This window comes from Streptomyces sp. CA189 (assembly GCF_056428985.1).
This window is the reverse complement of record NZ_JBWJVM010000152.1, coordinates 1-5,190: the sequence shown is the minus strand read 5'-3', so window position 1 is coordinate 5,190 and position 5,190 is coordinate 1. Positions and strand designations below refer to the sequence as shown.

Annotated in this window: 4 protein-coding genes; all 4 read left to right on the top strand. The window is 67.9% G+C overall.

The features are described from left to right. The first annotated feature begins 137 nt into the window (after positions 1-137). From AC061S_RS44070 to AC061S_RS44055, 4 genes are read left to right on the top strand one after another with little or no spacing between them, the layout of a single operon-like run. Positions 138-1,310: a tyrosine-type recombinase/integrase gene (locus AC061S_RS44070; RefSeq protein WP_478691515.1), complete on the top strand. Its 1,173-nt coding sequence runs from the start codon at positions 138-140 to the stop codon at positions 1,308-1,310. 11 nt (positions 1,311-1,321) lie between these two features. Then, on the top strand, positions 1,322-3,910 hold the full coding sequence (locus AC061S_RS44065; protein ID WP_478691514.1) for a tyrosine-type recombinase/integrase: 2,589 nt from the start codon (positions 1,322-1,324) through the stop codon (positions 3,908-3,910). Next, entirely contained in the window at positions 3,907-4,515 is a 609-nt protein-coding gene (locus AC061S_RS44060; RefSeq protein WP_478691513.1) for a DUF6262 family protein, read from the top strand. Before AC061S_RS44065 ends, AC061S_RS44060 begins: the two co-directional genes overlap by 4 nt. Before the next feature lie 12 nt (positions 4,516-4,527). Then, positions 4,528-5,001, top strand: coding sequence for a hypothetical protein (locus tag AC061S_RS44055; RefSeq protein ID WP_478691512.1), 474 nt, complete (start codon positions 4,528-4,530; stop codon positions 4,999-5,001). The last annotated feature ends 189 nt before the right edge of the window (positions 5,002-5,190 follow it).

Genomic DNA, 5,190 nt, shown 5'->3' with positions numbered 1-5,190 from the left:
ACTTTACCGACCGCTGGTAGCGCTGCCCGTGATGTCCGGCTGGGCCTGTGACCAAGACGTCATGGGCTCGTTTACCGACCGGGTCCGGAGCGTCCGTCATGTTCCGGCGTCGGTACGGAGGACGAGGGGCACGGCGAGTGGTGATCGGAGACCTGCGGGTCCAGCAGATCGAGCGGAAGGACGGGCGACGGTCGTGGACGATCGTTTGGCCCGAAGGGGCCGTGCATGCGGAGGCGGACCGGTTCCTGCGCACGCACGACGGTTCGGGGACGCAGAAGACGTACGCGTACTACCTGGTGGACCATCTGCGGTGGCTGGAGCGCGAGTGCTTGGCCTTCGCCACGGTGGTGTTGCGGGATCTTGAGCGCTATATGGGCATCGTCGGCGCGGAGGTCCGGATTCCGCTCGGTGAGCCGTGGCGGGCTGGTAAGCGCCCGTACGGCCGGGCGGCACTGTCGACTGCTGCGGCCTGCCTGAAGGGCTTCTACCTGCATCAGGCATCGCTCGGCATCAATGCCGAGCTCGGCAAGAAACTCGGGGTGACCCGGTTGCCGTCCCAGGTGGACCGTCGGCGCTCGTTCCTCGGGCACGTGAAGGGTGCGATGCCCGCTAACCCGCTCGCTCCGCGAGGGCCGCACCGTCGGCACCCGAAAATGCTCCCGGACGGCGCTCGCGAAAAGCTGCTGGCGACGGTGAACTCGGCCAGGGACCGGCTGGTGGTGACCTGGCTGGCCGACGGCGGGCTTCGGATCGGCGAGCTCTGCGGGCTGCATCTGGTCGACCTGCACCTGCGCGAGAACGCGGCCTGCGGGGAGTGCCGCAGCCCGCACGTCCACGTCTGCCACCGGGCCGGCAACCCGAACCGGGCGGAGGCGAAGACCAAGCACCCGTGGCGGATCGAGGACGGCACGGTCACCGGCGGGCTGATCAAGCGGGTCAGCCCCGCGATGGTGCACACCTACTTCGAGTACCTCACCGGCGGCGAGTACCCACGCGACCGCGCCGGGCACGGGATGCTGCTGGTCCAACTGCACGGCGCGAGCGCCGGGGAGCCTTGGGCGCCGGTCGCAGCCCGCAGGATGCTGGGCAGGGCCGGCAAACGCGCCGACCTCGGGCTCGTGAAACCCCATGCCTTCCGGCACACCTTCACCTCGGCGGTCCTCGACGCCTCCGACGGCAACCTGCTGATCGCCCGGGACGCAGGCGGCTGGGCCTCGGCCACGATGGTGGACGAGGTCTACGGGCACGTCGACGTCCACGACCCGGCCTTCGACGCGGCACTCCGCACGGTCTGGGGTGAGTCGAAGTGAGCGCGAGGTCCTTGCTGCCGATCCACACCGACCGGCCAGACCGTCAGGGCCGGGACCGGCTGGAGATCCTCACGGCACTGATTCACAGCCCGTCATTCGACCCGGTCTTCCGGGAACCGATCATCCGGATTCCTCGCGGCCACACTGTCTATCGGTGGGAATGCCTCATCAACCAGTGCGAACGCGTCCGTGACGGTGGAACTGACCTGTGCTCGGTGCACCGTCGGGAGTGGAACGAGGCCAAGGAACGCGGGATCGGTAAGGCGGCCTTTGTCACGGCAGCCGAGCCGCTCGATCCCTCGGAGTGGATCCGCGAGGAGTCCTGCCGTATCTGTCCCCAACGGCCCGCGGCTCACACCACGACACGACTGTGCGTCCGACATCAGACCCGCTGGCTCTATCTGCGCAGGTCCGGAGCCGTCGAGGAGTCGGGCTTCGTCTGCTGGCTGGGAGAACAGGAACCACTGACGGGCTACGGAGAATGCCGGGTGGCAGTCTGTCCCAGCCTGGCCTACTCCCCGCTGGGGCTGTGCTCGGGACATCGGCACCGCTACCGGCTGCACGGCAGTCCTGGCGGCGCTTCGCTGCCGGACCACTGGTGGCATGCCTACGAGCGCATCGGGCAACCGGTCCCGGTCGTGATGGAGAACCGAGAGGAGTTCCAGGGTTGGTGCGCCTCGGTGGCGGCGGTGACGTGGCCGGGGCAGGTCAACCTGTGCGGACTCCGGCCGCTGCTGCGCGCAGAGATCCAGTGGGGTATGTTCCGGCACGCCGAGCAACCCGAGCCCGGTCGCTGGGACCTTGAGTGGATCCAGCGCATGGTCAACGCCTGCCGGCAGAGCCGGGTCGACTCGTTGGTCGAGCTTGATCTGAGCGCCCTGGGCGGCTTCTCATCCAGCATTGTCAGGGAGATGCGGCGGGAGTTGCAGCTGATCTACTTCACAGCTGACGAGTGCCGTGAGGCGGGGTTCTTGGAGACGGACCACTTCGGTGTCCGGTTCGACAAACGGGCCAGTCACATCGACCTCACGGCCATCCCGCAACGCTGGCTGCGAGACTTGCTCTGGGACCATCTCGCTGATCTGCTACGGTCCCCGCGCTGCCCCAGGACCGGCACCGCAGTCGACAACCTCCGCCGGGGAGCCACGGAACTGGGCGCCTTCTTGGAGGCCGATGCTCCCGGCGGAGGCCACGATCCCAGCGCCTTGCACGCCGAACACATGCAGCGCTTCGTGGCCGACCAGCGGCGTCGGGAACGCGATGGCCTGCCCTCGATCGCGCTGACTGGCTCGACGGGCAAACCACCCACGGTCACCACCCACACGCGGCGGACGGTCTTCAACAGCGTCCGGCGGGTCCTCCGGGGCGCGCTGGAGGACGGCGCCGCCGAACGGGTCTGTCTGGGGCGGGAGTTCATCACGTCCATGCCCGCCGGAGGCGGGGCCCCGCTTCGAGCCCGGCGGCCGTTCCCGGACGAGGCGGCCCGCGCGCTGGCCGACTGGACGAACCTGCAGCGGCTCGCCGACGCCTACGATCCCAGTGACCACGGACTGCGCGATGTCTGGGAAGCAATCGTCACGACAGGGCGCCGCACCAGCGAGGTCTTGAAACTGCGGTGGAACTGCATCGGTCGCTACGGCGGCCTGCCCATGTTCTGGCACGACCAGACCAAGGTCGGCAACTACGATGCCGCGATCCGCATCCCCGAGGGTCTCTACGAACTCCTCGCCGAGAGGCAGCGCAAGACCCAGGAGAAGTTCACCGCCCGACATGGCCGCAGCCCCACGCCCCAGGAACGCGAGGCGATGGTTCTCTTCCCGCGAACTACACGCAACTCGCTGATGACGACCTCGCTGTCCTACACCTGGTTCATCCGGGGCTTCCGACTGTGGGTGGACGAACTCGACCTCGGCCGCCTGGTCCCGCACCAGGCCCGGCACACACTGGCCACGAATCTGCTGCGGCACGGCGCTACCTTGACCCACATTCGCCGCTACCTCGGCCAGGTCTCCGACCGCATGGCCGAGCATTACGTCCACCTGAGCAGCTCCGACCTGGAGAACGTCCTTCAGCACGTCTGGGTCGCCGGCCCAGGAGCCGCAAAGCCCGGCGAGCCTCTGGCCGGGGAGAGCACCCCTCTCACCCGCGAGCAGGCCCAGGCCCTCGCGATCGATCTGTCCCGCCGCAGTACCCCGGCCGAGGGCGGCTTCTGTACTTTCCAGCCCGTCGTCGAGGGCGGTGCATGCCCCTGGAATCTGGACTGCCACAACTGCGACAAATTCGTCCTGTCCGGCGCAGACCTCCTCTACTGGCGCCGCAAGCGCGAGCAGTGGCGGCTGTTGGCCGAAGGCGCCCCCGACGATGCCACCGCCGACTACCTTCACAAATACTTCGAGCCCACCGCCCGCGCCATCGAAGGACTGGAGAAGGCGTTGGCCGGCCTCGGCCTTCTCGACGACGCCCTTGCCCTGGACCTGCGCAAACCCCAGGACTACTTCCAGCGTGTGTGGTCCACTGCCTTCCGCGCCACCGACCTGGCCGAGGCAGGAGACGTACACGAAGACGAGTACGACGCCACCGACGGAGACGACCACGTATGAACAAGGCCACCGTTCCCGAACCCCGTACGGCAGCTGCTCTGGCGTCCCGCCGCCGCAGAACCGAAGCCGCAGTCCAGCGGGTCCATGACGCGATTACCCGGCTCCGCCGTGAGAACGCCCAGGTCAGCGTCGCCGCTGTCGCCCGGCGCGCGGACGTCTCCCGCACCTTCCTCTACGACAATCCCGAAGCCAGGGACGCAGTCGCCACGGCCATGACCGAGACCGGCGGACGCCGCCATCAGATGGTCGCCGACCAACACGACGAGCGCGAGGCGACCTGGCGTGAGCGGGCCCTGAACGCCGAGGATGCCCTCAAGGCCGCCCACGCCGAGATCCTCGCCCAGCGCACTCGCATCGGTGAACTCCTCGGGCAGGTCCGCGACCTGGAAGCCGAGTGGACCGAGGAGGCGATCCAGCGGATCACGACCGAGAACACGACCCTCAAGCAACGTGTCCGCCAGCTCACCACCGACAACCGCACGCTCGATGAACGGCTCAAGGCAGCCCGCTCCAACCTCCGCTTCCAAGACCGGCGCGTCGCCGACCTGGAAGCCCAGATCGCTGACCCGGAATCAGCCACCTCAGGCGACAGGCGCGGCCTGTGACACCATGCGCGCATGCGTTTCGAGCTCGCCCCACCCATAGGCATCGGCCCCCTGCAGATTGGCATGTCACGCGAGGCTGCGAACAGCGCGCTGGACTCGCTTCGGGAACCGACGGCGATCTCCCCGTCTGACCAAGCGGGTCACAGCATCTTCCGGCCGAGCGGCCTGATGATCAGTATCGGATGCACGCGTGACCAGCTGGAATCCGTGGAACTGGGACGCCCTTCCAATCCGTCGGACGTCGTCTTCTTCCGCGGAATCGACGTCTTCGGCCTGCCAGCCCGCGAGGTCGTGAACCACATGTCCGACGTCACGGCCATCGCCGCCGACGCCGAGGACCCCGCGTCATTCGTCGCGCCAGACCTGCTGCTCAGCTTCTGGCGCCCCTTCGACGGCGACGCCGAACCGGACGACGAGCAGGGCTACTACTTCAACTCCGTGTTGCTGGCCCGGCCCGGCTACTACGACGGCCCCAGCCATTGCTAAGCCCGGCCCAGCCATGTGATCTTGCCTCGCCGACCTCTTCACGGCCCGTCCACCGTCCCGGTGGACGGGCCGCCCCATGAGACCACCCAGACGAGCTACGGCATCAGCGCCAACTCACGTTCACGGACATGTAGTCTATGAATCGTCGCAGTTCAGAGCCGGTATCCGAGCTCCTGTGGTCGGTAAAAT

What these genes read in the sequence shown, in the direction of transcription:
- AC061S_RS44060 (WP_478691513.1), top strand. Translation starts at nt 3,907, where the DNA reads ATGAACAAGGCCACCGTTCCCGAACCCCGTACGGCAGCTGCTCTGGCG.
- AC061S_RS44055 (WP_478691512.1), top strand. Translation starts at nt 4,528, where the DNA reads ATGCGTTTCGAGCTCGCCCCACCCATAGGCATCGGCCCCCTGCAGATT.